This is a genomic window from Amycolatopsis sp. La24 (genome assembly GCF_029087445.1).
Lineage (GTDB): Bacteria > Actinomycetota > Actinomycetes > Mycobacteriales > Pseudonocardiaceae > Amycolatopsis > Amycolatopsis nivea.
In genome coordinates, this window is record NZ_JARACH010000015.1 from 51,818 (window position 1) to 68,395 (window position 16,578).

Genomic DNA, 16,578 nt, shown 5'->3' on the forward strand with positions numbered 1-16,578 from the left:
GCCGTGAGCGGCCTGCACGCACTTCCGGCACGGCAGCGGGAACGGGAATCCTCCCTCGCGGAACCGGTTCCGCACCGCCCGAAGGGGAGCACCGCGATCGCGGCCGGGCTGTTCGGTCTCGTCGCCGCCGCGACGGCAGGCTATCTCCCGGCAAGACTGTTCCTCGACATTCCGTCCGGATTCAGCCTCGGCGATCTCTCGCCGCTGACCCTCGCCGATCTCGGCGCGTATCTCGCCGCTTCGCTGGTCTTGCTGATCGGCGCGATCGCGACCTTTTTCCGCGCGACAGCCGGTGCGGTGCTGCTGATCGCGGGCGCGTTGCTCGCACTCGGCGCGCTGCTGCTGGAACCGGCGCTGAGCGGTTCCCCGGGGTACGCCCAGTACTTCCGGACCCTGCTGCGGTTCGAGAATTTCGCCGCGCTGGACCGCGTCACGCTGGCGGCGGCGGTGCTGCTGGTGCTCGTGCTGGCCGGACTGCCGCGGACCTTTGGCTACCTGCGCTACCGCGCACCCGTGGTGCCTGCTTCGTCACCCTCGCGACAGTGGTAAATCCTCCCCGAAAACGGGACGGAGCTGGCACGATACAAGCACTCCGCCCGCCGCCCGGCGGGACCAGATGCACCGAGGACTCCCCGTGACCTACCCCCAGAACCCGCAGGGCCAGCCGCAGAACCCGCAGAGCGGCCCGTTCCCCGGGCAGCCGTACCCGGCGAGCCAGCCGACGCCGGCCCAGCCGTACCCGGGCGCCCCGCAGCAGCCGTTCGCCCCGCCCGCCGCGGGTCAGCCGTATCCGGGGTACCCGGGCGGACCTGGCGTCTACCAGCAGAAGCCGAACGGCGCGACCGCGATCATCGCCGGGATCCTCGCGATCATCGGCGGCATTTTCGCGATCATCTCGATCATCCTCGCCGTGGTGGCGCTGTCTGCCATCCACATCACGCTGTGGCAGCTGTACGCGTCGATCGTGGTGAACGCGGTGCTCGTCGGCCTGCTGTTCTTCGGCGGCATCGGCCTGTTCCTGCACAAGCCGGCCGCCCGGCTGTGCACGATCATCGGCTGCGGGCTGGTGATCGCGTACACGATCTTGAGCGTCGTTCTCGCCGGCGTCGCGACCGCTGGATACAAGGGCAGCGCCCAGGTACTGGGCGCGGGCATCGGCGGCGCCCTGATCGGGCTGATCCCGCCGGTCGCGACCCTGGTGCTGGCGATCGTGAAGCCGACCGCGGAATGGGTCAACTACCGCCCGGACGCACCGGTCCAGGGCGGTTACCCGGCTCCGCAGGGCTGGTGACCGCGGGGCTGCCGGTGCGGGTTTGTACCGGCAGCCTCTCCCGCATGGTGAGTTGCCTCCCAGCTGATGGGATTGTCGGGGGTGCCCCGTACCCTGGGAACCATGGCCGACGACTACTCCGTCCTGGGTTTTGAAACACGCGCGATCCACGCCGGGCAGCAGCCCGATCCCCGCACGGGTGCCGTCATCGTGCCGATTTACCAAACGTCCACGTACGCGCAGGACGGCGTGGGCGGCACCCGCGAGGGCGGCTACGAATACTCGCGCACCGCGAACCCCACGCGGACCGCGCTGGAGGAAGCCCTCGCCTCGCTCGAGGGCGCCCGGCACACGCTGGCGTTCGCGTCCGGAATGGCCGCGTCCGACGCGGTGCTGCGCACGGTCCTGCGCCCCGGCGACCACCTGGTCCTGGGCAACGACGCGTACGGCGGCACGTTCCGGCTGATCGACAAGGTGCTCAGCCTGTGGGGCGTCGAGCACACGGTCGCCGACCTCAGCCGCATCGACGACGTACGGGCCGCGATGCGCCCGGAAACCAAGCTGATCTGGTGCGAGTCGCCGACCAACCCGCTGCTGGGCGTCGCCGACATCGCCGCACTGGCCGGTGCCGCGCACGACGCGGGCGCGCGCCTGGTCGTGGACAACACCTTCGCCACGCCGTACCTGCAGACCCCGCTGGCCCTCGGCGCGGACATCGTGGTGCACTCCACCACCAAGTACCTCGGCGGCCACTCCGACGTAGTCGGCGGCGCGGTCGTCACGAACGAGGACGAACTGCGCGAGCAACTCTTCTACCTGCGCAACGCCGCGGGCGCCGTCCCCGGCCCGTTCGACGCGTGGCTGACCCTGCGCGGTCTCAAGACGCTGGCCCTGCGGATGGAACGGCACAGCGACAACGCCGACCTGGTCGCCCGCACGCTGGCGAAGCACCCGAAGGTCACCAAGGTCTACTACCCCGGCCTGCCGGAACACCCCGGCCACGAGATCGCCGCGAAGCAAATGCGCCGCTTCGGAGGAATGGTGTCGTTCCGCGTAGCGGGCGGCGAGGCAGCGGCGCTGGAAGTCGCGTCGCGCACGAAGCTGTTCGTGCTCGCGGAGTCACTCGGCGGCATCGAGAGCCTGATCGAACACCCGGGCAAGATGACGCACGCCTCGACGGCAGGCTCGACGCTGGAAGTCCCAGAAGACCTGATCCGGCTGTCGGTCGGTATTGAGGACGGACGCGACCTGGTGGCGGACCTTACGCAGGCGCTGGGCTGATCTCGGCTTGACGGGGTACTGGTTTCCGGTGCCCCGTTCTTGCCTGTGCCCCATCGGTTTGTGTCTCGGCCGGTCGCCGTGTGGCTGCGGAGTCCGGCCTCCGGGCTGAATTGGTGGGTCTTGGCGACCGGCTTGTCTCGGGGCGCGAATCTGTGGTGCGACGGGCGCTGAGGCGGTTGCGTTTCGCGTGATCCCCGGCTGGCCGGTGCATCTAATCCCGCATAATCTGCCGCCCGGCGAACACCGGTCTCGGCTGGCGAGCCCGGGGAAACATTGCCGCTCGGCGAGCCACGTTCCCGTCTCGCCTGGCGAACCCAGAGAAACCCGTGCCACCCCAACCCGAGCGGCTCAACTCAGCTGGAGTTCGGCCGAGCCAGGTGGTCAGGGCTTGCCCGGCGGCACAGGTCTGACCTCTGCCATCGCTGAAACTGCCAGGGTGAGAGCCAGTTCAGAGCCAAGGGGGCGGCCGTCTTCGCCGAAATCGCCTGCTGCGTGGCCCTGGGCTGCCTCGCTTGGCTTGGTTAAGCCGCGTCGAATCACGCATAATCCGCCACTCCGGCGGACCATTTCCCCGCCTGGCCCGCCTGGCCCGCCTGGCCCGCCTGGCCCGCCTGGCCCGCCTGGCCCGCCTGGCCCGCCTGGCCCGCCTGGCCCGCCTGGCCCGCCTCGTGCGGCGAACCCAGTGAAACCCATGCCGCCCAAGCTCAGGCCCGGCCTCAGCCCAGCCGCAGCCCAGCCGCAACCAGTCAGTCGGTCAGGGCTTGCTGTTCTCCGGCAGCGCATTGGCCTGCCGGGTCCCGGTCGTGGCCGGGAGGTCGGTGCCGCTGACGCAGCCGCCGACCAGTTCGACGTGGTTGTCGTGCCGGATGTACTGGGCGGGGCCTCCGCAGCCGGCCGCTTCGACGGTCGCGAAGGCGGCTCCGGTGAGGGCCACGGCGGACAGGATGCCCGCGGCGAGCGGCAGCAGACCGGTGCGGGACTTGGCCCGGGAGGTGGTCCCGTGCTGCGCGCGTGCCATGGTCGCACTCCCTGATCATGTGTGGCTGCCGTAATCAGGGTACCGGTCCGGCGGGCGGCGCACCCCGGCCGTCCGTCGGTGGCATCATCGGAGCCATGGAACTGGTCAGCGTCGAGCGCATCCAGGAAGCTCGCAAGCTTCTCGAGGGCATCACCCGCGTCACGCCGATGGAGCACGCCCGCGACCTGCGCCGGCTGCACGGCGGCCCGGTGTACCTCAAGTGCGAGAACCTGCAGCGCACCGGTTCCTTCAAGATCCGCGGCGCCTACACCCGCATTCACGGCCTGACCGCCGAGGAACGCGCGCGCGGCGTCGTCGCGGCCAGTGCCGGCAACCACGCGCAGGGGGTCGCGCTGGCCTCTTCGCTGCTCGGCATTTCGTCGACCGTCTTCATGCCGCTGCGCGCTCCGCTGCCGAAACTCGCCGCGACTCGCGGTTACGGTGCGGAGGTCCACCTTCACGGCGCGGTCGTCGACGAAACCCTCGCCGAAGCCATCGCGTTCTCGGAACGCACCGGCGCGGTCTTCATCCACCCGTTCGACCACGCCGACGTCATCGCCGGCCAGGGCACCGTCGGACTGGAGATCCTCGAGCAGGTCCCGGGCGCGAAAACGATCCTCGTCCCGACCGGCGGCGGCGGGCTGGTCGGCGGGGTCGCGGCGGCGGTCAAGGCGCTGCACCCGGAGATCCGGGTGATCGGCGTGCAGGCCGAGGACGCCGCGGCGTACCCGTCCTCACTGACGGCGGGCGCGCCGGTCCGCCTGCGCGAGGTGCACACGATGGCGGACGGGATTGCGGTCGGCGAGCCGGGCAAGGTCAGCTACGCGCACGTCGAGTCTTTGGTCGACGACGTCGTGACGGTCAGCGAGGAATCCTTGTCCCGCGCGGTACTGCTGTGCCTGGAGCGGCGGAAACTCGTCGTGGAACCGGCCGGCGCCGCTTCTATGGCCGCGCTTCTGCAGCATCCCGGCGCTTTCGAGCCGCCGGTGGTGGCGATCCTCTCCGGCGGCAACGTGGATCCCGTGCTGCTGCAGCAGATCATCCAGCACGGCATGACCGCGGGCGGGCGCTACCTGAAGCTGCACCTGCGCGTGCCGGACCGGCCGGGCTCGCTGGTTTCGGTGCTGTCCTGCGTGAAGGACCTCGGCGCGAACGTCCTCGACGTCGAGCACTCCCGCATCTCCGGCAGCCTTGCCCTCGGCGAGGTCGACGTCGCCCTCGCCCTCGAAACCCGCGGCCCGGAACACTGCAAGGACGTCGAGGCGGCCCTCGCCGACGCGGGGTTCACGATCGTCAGCTGACAGTCTACTGTGGACTTTCCGGCAGCCGGGCGCTGAACCACAGCGGGAGATAGTCCTCTTCGCGCGGGTAAAGTTCCTGGTCCAGCGCGTAATCCTCGGGCCGGGGCGGCGTGTGGAAGGCCGGTTCGTCGTCCTCGTCGAAGCTGGCCTGGTAGTTCGACGGCGGGTCGATGACCAGCGAGAGCGTGTACCAGGTGCCCCGTCCTTGGACGTACTTCGCGCGCCGCAGTTCAGCCAACGGCTTCGACAGCTCTCGCGCGACGGGAACCTGTTGTGTGCTCCCGTCCGCCATCCGCGCGCCGCAGGCGAGATTCGCGTGCCTGCCCAGCGTCATGAAGTCGAAGACGATCTGCTGCCATCCCTGCGGAGCCGCGGCGACGAGGGCCGTCGAGATCTCGCCCAGCAGTTGCTCTGGATCTTTCGGAGCCGGTTCGCTGGGACGGCTCTCCTCGGCGGGCATGGTGGTCAGCGCCGCGAGCATCCGTTCCTGCGTCGCTTCGTCCACCTCCGGTGCGGCGTATCCGGCCGCCCGGATGTGCCCGAGCAGCTCCGGATCCGGCGAAATCCCGTGCTCGCGCAGGTAATAGGCGACCGCGCCGGGCCACACCCAGCTGCCGTCGGTCCGGAAGTTCAGCGGAACAGCGTCCGTGCGCGACCGATCGAAGGCGTCGGTGTCCTTGCTGCGCGACGCCAGGATGACCGGCGCGCTGTCGAGATAAGCGAGAACGCGCTCGCGCTCCTCCGCCGACAAAGCTTCCCGCTCGACGACCGGATTTCCCGCCTCGTCGAGCCCGTCGTAGACACGGGGCGTACGCAGCTCGACTGCCGGACTCGCTGAATCCTCTTCGGACGCAACGGTTTCCGCCTCGGTCGGCTGTGCTTCCGCAGAAGCCGTAGTCGCCGCCGCGACCTCGCTTGGCTCGGACTGCGCCTCGTCACCAGCCGACGCCGACGCGGCCTGCTCCAGGTCAGGCAGCGGCGGCGGAGTGGCAGGCGATGGCGGCGGTGAGCTGGGTTCGTCCACGGGGAGCCCGGGAACCGGTTGTTCAGTGGCTTGCGCCGGAGGAGCGGCGGGCGGGTTTTCGGTGTCCGGCAGCGGCGGAGGTGAGGTGGGTTCGTCCACGGGGAGCCCGGGAACCGGTTGTTCAGTGGCCTGCGCCGGAGGAGCGGCGGGCGGGTTTTCGGTGTCCGGCAGCGGCGGAGGTGAGGTGGGTTCGTCCACGGGGAGCCCGGGAACCGGTTGTTCAGTGGCCTGCGCCGGAGGAGCAGCAGGCGGATTCTCGGCACCCGGCAACGGCGGCGGCACGGCGGGGCCCGCGCCAGGGACGGGCGGCGGAACCGGCTGTCCGGGAGCAGCGGCGGGCGGAGTCGCGCCAGCTCGCTGTCGCAACCACGGCGGCACGAAGCGGTCCTCGCGCGGGAAGAAGCGCAGTTCGTCCTGGAAGCCGATCGGCGGAGGCAGCTGCCGCCAGCGCGGTTCGACGTCCGGCTGGTAGTCCGTGAACGGCGGCTGCTGCGGCGAAAACACCAAGGTCGCGGTCAGCCACGTGCCGCGGCCCGGCTGGTACATCCCGGTGCGCAGCACGCCGAACAGGCGCGGCAGCTCCGGATGCGGCTGGACTGGGTAGGTCCGGTTGTCCGGGGCGAGCGCGGCGACGTCGACTTCGACGTGCCGTCCCGCGGCGCGGCAGACGACCTGCAACTGTTGCCAGCCCGTGGGCAGGGCGGCCGCGGCCGCCTGGCCGATTTGCTGGACGAGCTCCTGCTGCTGGGCAGCAGTGAGCGGCACCGGTGGCCGGGTCATGGGTTCAGCGGCTCCTCACCGGGCGAACGCTTCATTTCGATCAACCGTTCCGCGACGGGCGACGGCCCGCGAGCAGGGTGGCCGGCGTGTAACCGGACTGCACGTCGAAAGTCATCCCGACCGAACGGGCGAGCACCGCGACCGCCAGCGGGGCCAGTGCGAGGAAGCCGTCCGGATCGGTGGCGCGGTCCTCGGCGGTCCAGTACTCGCGATGCCGCTCCAGCGCGGAGACGAACGCCTCGGCGAACTTCTCCGAGTCCCGGCGCAGCACGTAGTAGAACATCCGGATCGGCGGGTACACGAGCTGCAGCATCACCTCGGGAGGCGTGAACCGCGCGGTGTCCGGGGCGGCGCCTTCCATCGCGGGCAAGAACATCTCCGGAGTGACCTCGCGGTGCGCGAGGAACGTCTGCAGCGTCTCGACCCACGGGTACAGGTACGCGTCGTACTCGATGCCCGACGCGCGAAGCACGTCCAGCGGTACTGCCGCCAGCTGCTGGATCAGCACGTCATCGCGCTGAATCACGGCGAGCCACGCCGCGGTGAGCCAAGCTGCTGGGCCGGTGTGCGACGTGGGGGCGGTGGCCGCGAAGCGCCGCGGCCTGCCGATTACTGCCTCGACCTCTTGCCCCTCCGGCGCGCACGCCGCGGTGAACGCGGCGGCTGCAGCCTGAGCGGCGAGCTCGAGATCGCCCCAGGTGTCCGGGTCCTCGGCGTCCGGGTCGACGACGCTGCGGTACTGCCCGAGCATCAGTTCCCGGCGCACGATGTTCGCCAGCACGCCGGTGTCCTGCGCGAGGTAGTCGAAGTAGAAAGCCACCTGCGGCGACAGCTTCTCGACCTGCTTCCACGCGACGTCGACGCCGACGGAATGCCGGGCAACGGCAGTCCCGCCCTGGTCCGCGAGCGGCACGGTCATCCGCCGACGACGATGTCCTGCGCCCACGGCGGCAGGAAATCGGACCCGGTCTCGCGCATGACCTCCAGCCGCTCGCGATACCGCTCGACGTCCGGAGTGATGGCCTTGAACCACGCGCTGACCGAAGTCCAAGCGACGCGTGCGGGTTCGTCCTCGGTGAGCAGCCAGACCCGCGGGTCGTCCTGATCGGCGTCGGCGCCGTCGACCACGTGGTAGGTGTACCCGCCGTGCGCGGCCAGCACCAGTGCGCCGTCCACATCGGACAGTTCGGCGTTCTGCGCGTTCGCGGTGGCGACGGCGTGGTTCTTGGCCTCGCCGCGCACCGCGGCCACGCCGAGCGAACTGCCCGGCAGCCACAGTCCGTGCGTCGTGCCGATGAGGCGCAGCACTTCCCTCGCCGCGGCGGGCACGGCCCGGGCGCGCTGGTCTTGCGCCATCGCGTCGATCTCGGCATCGGATGCTCCGCGCACCGATTCCGCGCGCAAACCGGCTTCGACCGCACCGGCGAAGATCGCGCGAACCAGTTCCGCGCCGTCGCCCGGAGACGCCGTCATCACATCAACCTTTCACCGGCGAGGTTGACGACCTCGACCCGGACATTCGGGAAAAGCTGCTTGTACTGCAGGATAACATCGGTACAGGAGTCGCAGATCTGGTACTCGTTCGGAATCATGTCCCGCTTGGTCGACGGCAGGTCCACGACCATCCGCAGGTCGCCGCTCATGTCTTCGCGCGTCACCGGCGTGTAGGTCTGCCCGTTCTGGTGCGCGCGTTCCGCACCGCGGCGGTTGATTTCCTCGAGTGCGCCGTCCATTCGGTCCCGGGCCCGCGCGGTGTCGCCGCGAAGCCCGTCGCGGTACATGTTCTCGTTGTTGGCTTTGAGGTATGCCGCTTCCTCGCGCCGGGATTTCTCGATTTGCTTCTTGACGATGTCGTCGATTTCGTCGCGGTCGAGTCCGGAACGGGCGGCGAAATTGTGCCGCACCATTTCTTCGAGCAGCTTCGGTTCCGAGTCGTGGGTGCGGCCGAACTTGCCGTCGGGGTCGGGCATGCCGAGTTCGGGCCGGTACGGACCGGCGTCCTTGGTGCCGAACAGCCGCTCGGACTTCGGCCACTCGGGACCGTCCTTCGCCGGTGCCCAGTCGTGGGACTTCCCGCTGAAGCTGTAGAGATCGACCGTGTCGCCGTTCGCGTCGCGGTACCTCGCCGTGGTGAGGGCCCGTTCGTGCGGGCGGCGCACGTCGTCGGTGAGCGGGTTGCGGTTCCCGTTCAGCTCTCGCACGTCGTCGAGACCCTCGGCGCGGCGGTCGCGGTTCTCCTGGCGGAGATCGCGCACGTCCTGGTCCCGCTGTTCCTGGTTGAACGGCGGCTGTCCGCGGTCGACGGCGCTGTCGGCGTCGATGTCGTGCGGGTCGTGGTGCTTGCCGTCCGGGGCGAAACCGTCGTCGCCGACGTGGTGCGACGTGCCGTCCGGACGATGCACCGACCATTCGCCGTCCGGCGGGATCCGCGGCCGCATCCGTCCGTCCGGGCCGATTTCGTAGTTGGACGAGAAGACCCGGCCGTTCGAATCGGTCCACGCAGGCTTGCTCGGGGCCATCACTTCGGTGTCGAGGTCGCGCGACAGCCGGTGCGCGAAGTCGTTCGACCCCGCGTCGCAACCGATCAGCCGGATCGGCCTGCCGTCGTAGTTCCCGTTGCGCCGCAGGATGTCCGCGAACTCTTCCGGCGTGTACAGCCGGTCGCCGATGCGGGCGTGGCCGTCCGCCGTGACGTGCACGTCCACCGTGTAGCGCCCGTCCGGGTCCGGCTGGACGCGGTGCGGCAGGTCGCCGAGTTCCGGGTCGCCGCGGTGGTACGAGCTGCCCGCCGGGGTGTCTTCGGCGTGCCGGTGGTTGACCTCGTCCGGCGACAGCGGCTCGTCGTGGTGCGGCGGGGCGCCGTCGTGGTCGGGGTTGTCGTGGTGGTTCGACCCGTCCGCGTCGTGGTGCTTCGGGTCCTGGTGCTTGGGCTCCGGGTCGGCGTGGTCCGGCTTGCGCTCGGGCGCGTCGCGATCCGGTTTGTGGTCGGACTTGTCGTTGCCCGGCTTGCCTTTCCCGTCGTCGTGCTTCTTGTCCGGGGCGGTGTTCTCGGGTTTGCCGCCGTCCTTCGGCTTTCCTGGCTCGTCGGCATTCGGTTTCCCAGTCCGTTGTGGACTGTTGGCTTCGCCGGGCTTGGCGGGCGGCGCGTCAGTGCGAGCGCTGCCGCGTGCGACGGGTTCGGGGGAGCCGTCGGGACGCCGTGCGCCGCCGCCTGCCTCCGTGCCGCGCTGGGCACCACCGGGACCGGTCGCGACAGCCGCCGCAGCCGGGGGTGCGGAACCGTCGCCGGACCCGCGGTTCGCCGACGAGGGCGATCCGCCGCCGGACGTCGGCGCGGGCTCCGAACGGCCGAGACCCGGATCCGTACCAGGCCGTTTGGGCTGTCCGACGTCGCCGCCGTCGCCGGGACGCTGCGGACCGCTCGACGAATCCGCCGGACGCTGCGGCGAAGATCCGCCACCGCCGGAGGAATCGCCAGAGCGCGGCGTGGCACCGCCGTCTGATGGCCGACTGGATCCGCCGTCGCCGGTGCGTGGCGTGGAGCCGCCGTCCGACGGCCGACTGGGCCCGCCGTCGCCGGTGCGCGGCGTGGAGCCGCCGTCCGACGGCCGACCGGACCCGCCATCGCCGGTTCGCTGCGGTGGGGCCGAGGAACCGCCGTCACTGGGCCGCTGCGGAGCGGGCCCGGAACGATCCGGAGTGCGGCTCGGTCCGCCGTTGTCCGCCGGGCTCGGGCCGCCGCTCGGCCGCCGGCTGGAAGGACCGCTGTCCGGAACCCGGTTCGGAGCCACGTCAGGAGCTCGCGACCCCGGCGTCCCGGTCCAGCCGCTGCCGGTGGGCCGAGGCGACGGACTGCCGCCGCTGGCCGGGGCGCTGGTCGGGCTGCCGCCGCCACCCTGCTGCGGGATTCCGCCGCCCGCCGGGCTCTGGTTCGGTGCCGAACCGCCGCCGTCGTTCGAGCGAATGTGCTGCGGCGGAGCGGCTTGCGGGGAAGGAGCGTCCGCGCGAGGCGGGGCGTAGCCGCTCGCCGACGTCGAATCGTTGCTGCTCGAATGATGCGGGCTCGGCTCGCTGCCGCCGGAATGCGTGCCGCCGCCCGACGACGAGGAACCGCCGGAATGCGGTGCCCCGCTGGAATGGCTGGGCGGAGCGCTGACCGAGGATGGGCCGTCGCTGTGCGAAGAGCTTTGCGGCGAGTAAGAACTGTCCGGGGCACTGTTTCCGACACCGGACGTCGGGCTCGAATCGCCGGCGAACGTCGACGGGCTGGAGTCGGCGTGGCTCCCGACCGGGCTGTCGGAACCGCGCCGGGACGACGACGTCGCAGTGTCTATTGTGGACGGTCCAGTGCCATTCGGCGACGACGAAGGCGAGCTGTCGGCCGACGGGCTGTCACTGCTGGGGCTGTCGGATCCGTTGGGGCTGCCGGAATCCCCCGAGCGATCGCCGGGCGCATCGGAGCCGTCAGCACCATCTGAACTGTTGTGGCCGCTGTTCGGACTGTCGCCGTCCGCACCGTCCGACCCGTTGGAGCGACGCGAACCGGACGGCGAACCGGGATCCGCGTCCCCGTCGCCGGATCCGGTGTGGGGCCCGCCGCCGGAGCCGCCCGTGCCGCCGCCGGAGCCGCCGCGGTGGAAGAAGCCGCCCGCCTTGATGTTCTTCGTGCTGATCACGTCGAGGCCGGTGACCTTGCCGGCCAGCTTGCCCAGCACCTTGATGATCTTCGTGAACACCTCGGCGAGCTTGCCGAGCAGCGGCGAGACCCGGCGCATCGTCTCGCACAGCTTCGTCAGCAGCTCGCTGATCTTCTCGCCCCACTTGGAGATCGCCGTGACGGCCTGCGCGACCACCAGCGGCGTCCCGAACCCGAGCGAGAACACCTCCTCCATGACCCAGGAGATCAGCTTGCCCACCAGGTCCGCGATGAGCTGGCGCACCAGGCCGCGCACGAAGGCCACGACCTGGCCCATGATCATCGTGACGGTGCCGATCGCGCTCGCGACCGTCGCCGCGCCGCCGATCGCCTCGGCCGCTTCCGCCGCGGACTTCCGGTAGGCGTCCGCGCCGTCGCCCTTCCACTCCGCGGTGCCGGTCTTGACCGCGTTCTCGAGGTCTTTCTGCCGTTCCTGCAACGCCTTCGCGACGTTGCCCCAGGTGTCGGCATAGGATTGGATCACCGGCGGGTTGCCCGCGACCGAGTCCAGCATGTCCTTCAGCGGCTGCACGTGCTCCATCAGGAACGACGCCACCGACGACATCAGGTAGCCGAACGGGTCGATCGCCGCGCCCGCGATCTCGCCGGCGAGGCTCGCGACGCCGAGGCCGCCGGAAACCCAGTCGCCGTCCGCGATCCCCTTGAACGCGTCGGTGGCCGATTCGGCGATGTTGATGCCGGTGGCGTAGCCGTAATCGCCGTTGCCCTCGGTGAACGGCCCCGGCCCGTCGCCGTCCTTTTTGGACTCTGCGACCAGCGGATTTCCTTCGGGCATCAGTCGCTCGCCTTCATCGAACCGGCGGCTTCGCTTTCGTAGCTGTCGTACGCCTTCGCCGCGTCGCGCACCTTCTGCGCCTGCGCGTCCATCGCCGTGACGGTGTTCTCCAGCGCGTTGATCCCGTAGTTCTCGACCGGGTCGAGCATCATCCGGAACGGCTGGCAGAGAATGCCGTACGCGTCGGTCGGCATGCTGACCTGGTTCGCGGCGTCGACAGCCTGCTTCAGCCCGTCGGCGATCCCGTCGAGCTGACGGGCGTGCGCCTCGAGATCGCCGCCGATCTCATAACCCCTGGGTGCCATGGTTTTTCTTCCCCCTGGAACGGCTTGAAGTCAGGACAGGATCGATCCGCCGAAGTCGTCGTCATCGTCCGACGAGCTCCGGCGGCGGCGTTGCTGCTGAGGCGGTGGCGGTGGTGTCGGCGGGCCTGCCGGACGCGCCGGCGGCGGTGCGGGGGCACCGGTTTCTTCGGCGTCCTCGGGCAGGAACCGGCGCACCCGGTCGGACGCGGACTCGGCCTGCTCCTCGACCGGCGGCGCGGGGAACGTCCGCTGCGCGTCGGCCACCAGGGTTTCCGCGGTCTCGTCGCCGCCGACGGTCTCGGCCGCGGCCTGCTGCAGCAGCTCGGGAATCCGGGCCTGCGCGCGCTGCACGAGCCGCATCACCTCGGCGGAGACGTCGGCCATCTTCTTGCCCGCCGCGGAGTCCGCGAGCACCAGGTTCTTCAGCAGCCCCTTGGCATCCACGGTGACCTCGACCGCACCGTCCTTCGACCGCTCGGTGACGGTTTGGCCCTGCATGCGCTCGGCCATCGCCTGGTAGCGGGCAGCAGTCTGCTGGAGTTGCTTGGTCCAGCCCTCGATCATCTGCTCGCTGGCGTCGACGCTGTCCGGCATCGGGCCCCTTTCTCCGCGGTGACTTCTCCAGAATGACGGTCGCGCGGCCCCGTCGGTTCCGCGCGGTTCCGAATTGTCCGCACGGCGCGGTTTGGTATGTGATGTCGACTACTGTACGCGAACTTCCGGTTGCGCGCTGTGAAATAAAACGGCCCGCCCGCGAGGTTCGCGGACGGGCCGGGGAAAGGGAGGGAGCGGATCAGAGGTTGCCGCGGCGCTCCTGCTCCCGCTCGATGGCCTCGAACAGGGCCTTGAAGTTGCCCTTGCCGAAGCCGAGCGAACCGTGCCGCTCGATGAGCTCGTAGAACACGGTGGGCCGGTCGCCGATCGGCTTGGTGAAGACCTGCAGCAGGTAGCCGTCCTCGTCGCGGTCGACCAGGATCCGGTGCTCCTTCAGCGTTTCGATCGGCACGCGCACCTTGCCGATCCGGGCGCGCAGCTCGGGGTCGTCGTAGTACGAGTCCGGGGTGTCGAGGAATTCGACGCCCGCCTCGCGCATCGCGGTGATGGTGGCGATGATGTCGTTGGTGGCCAACGCGATGTGCTGGCAGCCCGCGCCCTCGTAGAACTCGAGGTACTCGTCGATCTGCGACTTCTTCTTCGCGATCGCGGGCTCGTTGAGCGGGAACTTGACCCGGTGGTTGCCGTTCGACACCACCTTGCTCATCAGCGCCGAGTAGTCGGTGGCGATGTCGTCGCCGACGAACTCCGCCATGTTCACGAAGCCCATGACGCGGTGGTACCAGTCGACCCAGTAGTCCATCTTGCCGAGTTCGACGTTGCCGACGCAGTGGTCGACCGCCTGGAACAGCCGCTTCGGCGCGCCCTCGGGCCGCTTGACGGTGCCCTCGCGCGGCTCGTAGCCGGGCAGGTAGACGCCGTTGTAGCGGGACCGGTCGATGAGCGTGTGCCGGGTCTCGCCGTAGGTCGCGATGGCCGCGCGGCGGATCGTGCCGTGCTCGTCGGAGACGTCGTGCGGCTCCTCGAGGATCGTCGCGCCCTCCTTGCGGGCGTGCTCGATGCACTTGTCGACGTCGGTGGTCTCCAGCGCGAGGTCGATCACGCCGTCGCCGTGGCGGCGGTGGTGGTCGAGCAGCGGGGAGTCCGGCTTCACGCCGCCGGTGATCACGAAGCGGCCGGAACCGGACTTGAGCACGAAGGCCTTGTGGTCGAGCTGTCCCGTTTCGGGGCCGGAGTACGCGACCAGCTGCATGCCGAACGCGACCTGGTAGAACCACGCGGTCTGGGTCGCGTTGCCCGCGATGAACACCACCGCGTCGAGGGCCTTGACCGGGAACGGGTCGGTCGAGGCGTCGTGGTCCACCAGTCCGACGAGCTGGCGGAGCTGGTCATAGCTGACGTCGTCGAGTGCGCCGTGCGGATCCATCGTGGAGGTCATGCACTGAGCATGAGTCGCGCCCGGCAAGCTGCGCAACGGTTTCCGTTTCAGCTGGACAATGTGCTCAGCTTATCCTGGAGCAGCTCGGTCATCTTGGACAACCTGCGCAGGGAGAAAACCGGTGCTTGACTCGCTCGACGCGCGACTGCTGCTGTTGCTCACCGACTCGCCGCGGCTCGGCGTGCTCGAATGCGCGCGCCGGCTCGGCGTCGCGCGCGGCACCGTGCAGGCCCGGCTGGACCGGCTCACCGAACGCGGCATCCTCGGCGGCTTCCCGCCCGAACTCGATCTGGCCGCGATGGGGTACAGCCTCACCGCGTTCGCCGTGCTGGAAATCGCGCAAGGCAAACGCGCCGGTGTCGCGGAGGCACTGGCTGCGATCGACGAAGTGTGCGAAGTGCACGCCACCACCGGACAAGGCGACCTCTTCGTACGCCTTGTCGCGCGCGACAACGACGATCTGCAACGCGTTATCGACGAAGTGGTTGGCGTGCCCGATGTTTTGCGTACGTCGACTTCGATCGCGTTGTCGACACCAGTGCCGCCGCGAGTGCGGCCGTTGCTCGAACGAACGGCTAGGACACGTACGTGAGGTAGCGCTTCGCGGAGCGCTGTACGACGTTATGGCCGTCTGTACGCACGATGGCGTCCCACCAAGCGCCGTAGATGGCGTCGAACGCGTACGGCTCCAACAGTTCCGCGGCGTGCCGTACGACGCTCGGCCGCTCCGGAATGAGGTTCGGGTAGCTGTACATGAAACCGACGTGCGTACGGTCCGGGATGACCTGCACGATGTCGCCGGTCAGCAGCGCGCCGCGGCCTTCCTCGCCGTCCGGCCAGTGCAGCACCGTGCCGCCGGCGAAGTGCACGCCGAGGTTGATCAGCTGGAGATCTGGAGAGACATCGAGCGTCGTGCCGGTCCACAGCTGGATCGACGGGTCCGGACGGCCGATCCACTGCTGGTCGTTCTCGTGCAGGTAGACCGGGACGTCGAAGGCGTGCGCCCATTCGACCATCGTCGTGTAGTAGTGCGGATGGCTGATCGCGATGCCGGTGATGCCGCCGAGTTCGGTGATCTTGCCGATCAGCTCATCGTCGAGGTAGGCGGAGCAATCCCAGAGGAAGTTGCCGCTCGCCGCGCGGACCAGCAGCGCGCGCTGGCCGATCGCGAACTTCGGATCCGAACCCACTCCGATGAGCCCTGGCCCCTGCTCCTCGACCCGCGGCTTGAGGTTGCCGTCTGCGCGGAGCGTGGCCAGGTCGGTCCACTTCTGCCCGCCCGGCGGCACGTATTGGCGCTCGTCCTCGCAGATCGGGCAGTCCGCGCGCGGGGCCGCGTACTGCATCCCGCAGGTCAGGCAGAGCGGTCGGGTGCTCATCGGTGTCCTCCAGTGGTTGTGCTGGAAGACACGCTAGACCGCCGAACGCGCGCCGGGCCACGGAAAACCGGGCGGGCGCGCGTTCGGCGGAAACGAGTCAGGACTCGCTGTAAGGCACCGCCTTGACCAGGGTGACCTTCATGGTCTTGCCGTTGGGCAGCTCGTACTCGCGGGACTCGCCCTCCTTGGCGCCGAGCAGCGCCTTGCCGAGCGGCGACTCGGGGGAGTACACGTCGAGCGCGCCCTCCGCGCCCTCTTCCCGGGTGGCGAGCAGGAACTTCTCCTCCTCGTCGTCCCCGTCGTACTTGACGGTGAGCACCTTGCCGGGGCCCGCCGTGCCGTCGTCGTCCGGAGCCTCGCCGACCTTCGCGTTGCGCAGCAGCTCCTGGAGGTGCCGGATCCGGGCTTCGGCCTGGCCCTGCTCTTCGCGGGCCGCGTGGTAGCCGCCGTTCTCCTTGAGGTCGCCCTCTTCGCGGCTGTCGTTGATGCGGGCGGCGATGACCGGACGATTCTCGATCATTTCGTCGAGCTCGTGCTTGAGCCTGTCGTAGGCATCCTGGGTCAGCCAGGTCACCTTGGTGTCGCTCACGGTCACCATCTCCTCGTAGGGCCTGCCAGGCTTGGGTGTACAAGCCGGCCACCGCGTACGCACGCGGCTGAGATAAAGGAAAAACACGGCCCGTCGGGGGCCGTGCTGGTGTACGAGCGTATCACGGCAGGACAGGTCGACGCCGG

General features: G+C 69.7%; 14 protein-coding genes and 1 pseudogene. 5 read left to right on the forward strand and 10 right to left on the reverse strand.

Annotation, left to right across the window (positions count from 1 at the left end; translation table 11 throughout):
- The first annotated feature begins 3 nt into the window (after positions 1–3).
- From PUT80_RS16815 to PUT80_RS16825, 3 genes are all read left to right on the forward strand, one after another.
- Complete coding sequence (locus tag PUT80_RS16815) at positions 4–549, forward strand: hypothetical protein (RefSeq protein ID WP_199817904.1); 546 nt, start codon at positions 4–6, stop codon at positions 547–549.
- Positions 550–634: 85 nt separating this feature from the next.
- Positions 635–1,291, forward strand: a complete 657-nt coding sequence (locus PUT80_RS16820; protein ID WP_037816736.1) for a hypothetical protein — start codon at positions 635–637, stop codon at positions 1,289–1,291.
- Positions 1,292–1,393: 102 nt separating this feature from the next.
- Positions 1,394–2,551: a cystathionine gamma-synthase gene (locus tag PUT80_RS16825; RefSeq protein ID WP_275292762.1), complete on the forward strand. Its 1,158-nt coding sequence runs from the start codon at positions 1,394–1,396 to the stop codon at positions 2,549–2,551.
- Positions 2,552–3,305: 754 nt separating this feature from the next.
- On the opposite strand, the gene PUT80_RS16830 is transcribed toward PUT80_RS16825, so the two are convergent.
- Positions 3,306–3,569, reverse strand: a complete 264-nt coding sequence (locus PUT80_RS16830) for a hypothetical protein (protein WP_275292764.1) — start codon at positions 3,567–3,569, stop codon at positions 3,306–3,308.
- Positions 3,570–3,664: 95 nt separating this feature from the next.
- Between PUT80_RS16830 and ilvA the strand changes: the two genes are divergently transcribed.
- A complete protein-coding gene (ilvA, locus tag PUT80_RS16835) occupies positions 3,665–4,870 on the forward strand; it encodes a threonine ammonia-lyase (protein WP_037816730.1) in 1,206 nt (401 codons plus the stop codon).
- 451 nt (positions 4,871–5,321) lie between these two features.
- Here the strand turns inward: ilvA and PUT80_RS16840 are convergent.
- From PUT80_RS16840 to hppD, 7 genes and pseudogenes are all read right to left on the reverse strand, one after another.
- Positions 5,322–5,687 (reverse strand): annotated as a pseudogene (locus PUT80_RS16840) (ferredoxin); the annotation flags it as partial.
- Between the two features lie 1,027 nt (positions 5,688–6,714).
- Entirely contained in the window at positions 6,715–7,593 is an 879-nt protein-coding gene (locus PUT80_RS16845) for an immunity 49 family protein (protein ID WP_275292767.1), read from the reverse strand.
- Complete coding sequence (locus PUT80_RS16850; RefSeq protein ID WP_037816728.1) at positions 7,590–8,147, reverse strand: hypothetical protein; 558 nt, start codon at positions 8,145–8,147, stop codon at positions 7,590–7,592. Before PUT80_RS16850 ends, PUT80_RS16845 begins: the two co-directional genes overlap by 4 nt.
- Complete coding sequence (locus PUT80_RS16855; RefSeq protein WP_275292769.1) at positions 8,147–12,166, reverse strand: hypothetical protein; 4,020 nt, start codon at positions 12,164–12,166, stop codon at positions 8,147–8,149. Before PUT80_RS16855 ends, PUT80_RS16850 begins: the two co-directional genes overlap by 1 nt.
- The gene (locus PUT80_RS16860) at positions 12,166–12,471 is read right to left on the reverse strand and encodes a type VII secretion target (protein WP_037816726.1); all 306 of its coding nucleotides are present in this window, start codon (positions 12,469–12,471) and stop codon (positions 12,166–12,168) included. Before PUT80_RS16860 ends, PUT80_RS16855 begins: the two co-directional genes overlap by 1 nt.
- 30 nt (positions 12,472–12,501) lie before the next feature.
- Complete coding sequence (locus PUT80_RS16865; protein WP_134667077.1) at positions 12,502–13,065, reverse strand: YbaB/EbfC family nucleoid-associated protein; 564 nt, start codon at positions 13,063–13,065, stop codon at positions 12,502–12,504.
- Positions 13,066–13,264: 199 nt separating this feature from the next.
- Entirely contained in the window at positions 13,265–14,464 is a 1,200-nt protein-coding gene (hppD, locus tag PUT80_RS16870; protein ID WP_037816724.1) for a 4-hydroxyphenylpyruvate dioxygenase, read from the reverse strand.
- A 121-nt stretch (positions 14,465–14,585) separates the two neighbouring features.
- Between hppD and PUT80_RS16875 the strand changes: the two genes are divergently transcribed.
- Positions 14,586–15,056: an Lrp/AsnC family transcriptional regulator gene (locus tag PUT80_RS16875; protein WP_009083170.1), complete on the forward strand. Its 471-nt coding sequence runs from the start codon at positions 14,586–14,588 to the stop codon at positions 15,054–15,056.
- Here PUT80_RS16875 and PUT80_RS16880 read toward each other — a convergent pair.
- Both PUT80_RS16880 and greA read right to left on the reverse strand, forming a co-directional pair.
- Positions 15,040–15,843, reverse strand: coding sequence for an MBL fold metallo-hydrolase (locus tag PUT80_RS16880; RefSeq protein ID WP_037816723.1), 804 nt, complete (start codon positions 15,841–15,843; stop codon positions 15,040–15,042). The genes PUT80_RS16875 and PUT80_RS16880 overlap by 17 nt on opposite strands.
- A gap of 97 nt (positions 15,844–15,940) precedes the next feature.
- Positions 15,941–16,441, reverse strand: coding sequence for a transcription elongation factor GreA (gene greA / locus PUT80_RS16885; protein ID WP_037816721.1), 501 nt, complete (start codon positions 16,439–16,441; stop codon positions 15,941–15,943).
- Positions 16,442–16,578 lie beyond the last annotated feature (137 nt).

Coding starts and splice junctions, on each gene's coding strand:
- PUT80_RS16825 (WP_275292762.1), top strand. CDS start 1,394: ATGGCCGACGACTACTCCGTCCTGGGTTTTGAAACACGCGCGATCCAC.
- PUT80_RS16830 (WP_275292764.1), bottom strand. CDS start 3,569: ATGGCACGCGCGCAGCACGGGACCACCTCCCGGGCCAAGTCCCGCACC.
- ilvA (WP_037816730.1), top strand. CDS start 3,665: ATGGAACTGGTCAGCGTCGAGCGCATCCAGGAAGCTCGCAAGCTTCTC.
- PUT80_RS16845 (WP_275292767.1), bottom strand. CDS start 7,593: ATGACCGTGCCGCTCGCGGACCAGGGCGGGACTGCCGTTGCCCGGCAT.
- PUT80_RS16850 (WP_037816728.1), bottom strand. CDS start 8,147: ATGACGGCGTCTCCGGGCGACGGCGCGGAACTGGTTCGCGCGATCTTC.
- PUT80_RS16855 (WP_275292769.1), bottom strand. CDS start 12,166: ATGCCCGAAGGAAATCCGCTGGTCGCAGAGTCCAAAAAGGACGGCGAC.
- PUT80_RS16860 (WP_037816726.1), bottom strand. CDS start 12,471: ATGGCACCCAGGGGTTATGAGATCGGCGGCGATCTCGAGGCGCACGCC.
- PUT80_RS16865 (WP_134667077.1), bottom strand. CDS start 13,065: ATGCCGGACAGCGTCGACGCCAGCGAGCAGATGATCGAGGGCTGGACC.
- hppD (WP_037816724.1), bottom strand. CDS start 14,464: ATGACCTCCACGATGGATCCGCACGGCGCACTCGACGACGTCAGCTAT.
- PUT80_RS16880 (WP_037816723.1), bottom strand. CDS start 15,843: ATGAGCACCCGACCGCTCTGCCTGACCTGCGGGATGCAGTACGCGGCC.
- greA (WP_037816721.1), bottom strand. CDS start 16,441: ATGGTGACCGTGAGCGACACCAAGGTGACCTGGCTGACCCAGGATGCC.